The organism is Leuconostoc pseudomesenteroides KCTC 3652, assembly GCF_014634745.1.
Classification (GTDB): domain Bacteria; phylum Bacillota; class Bacilli; order Lactobacillales; family Lactobacillaceae; genus Leuconostoc; species Leuconostoc pseudomesenteroides.
Genome location: NZ_BMBP01000024.1, coordinates 1 through 715, shown reverse-complemented (window position 1 = coordinate 715; position 715 = coordinate 1). Strand labels below are relative to the sequence as shown.

The following is a 715-nucleotide window of genomic DNA, read 5'->3' as shown; positions in this document are numbered from 1 at the left end:
CAAAAAATAGTCCGTAATGTGGGATTGCCGCTTGTTAACCAATTTTTAGCACAAGGCTATGCGCTTGTGCGTATTTTAAGTGCACTTAAAATCAAACCTAGTACCTATTACAACTGGCGCCATTGGCAGACCAGTCGACGAGAAAAGCGTAGAGAATCTCTAAAACCTTATATTTTAGACGTTTGGAAAACCTTTAAATTTTATGGTTATCGCCGTATTTCTGCTTATAGTCAACAAACTGACGGGCCGAAAGTATCTGAGTATATGACACTCAAATTGATGCGTGAATTAGGGATTAAATCCCGCATGCAAAAACGTTATCGCAAGCCAAAAACTGTCGTGACTGTTGATCAAAAGCCCAATTTGATTAGACACTTGCATGATTTGAGCGGTGTTTGGCAAACAGATATCACTTATATTCAGTTGACTAACCACAAATGGGTCTATTTAGCGACCGTTTTGGATCCTGAGAAGAGAAAAGTATTGGGCTATAAAATTGGTGATACAATGACAGCCGAGCTAGCCACAAGTGCCTTACAGATGGCGTTAGATAAGCATCGAATGCCATTAATTATTCATTCAGATATGGGGTCACAATACACGAGTGCTGAATTTAATATTAAATGTCAAAATTATGGCTTGAAACATTCATATTCACTCAAAGGACATCCATACGATAATGGCCGTATGGAAGCATTTCATTCAATATTGAAAC

Annotated in this window: 1 protein-coding gene; it reads left to right on the top strand. The window is 38.3% G+C overall.

Going from position 1 to position 715, the window contains the following annotated elements; translation table 11 throughout:
- Positions 1–715, top strand: a 715-nt coding sequence (locus tag IEU65_RS10305; RefSeq protein WP_188352255.1) for an IS3 family transposase, incomplete at both ends; no start/stop codon positions are given.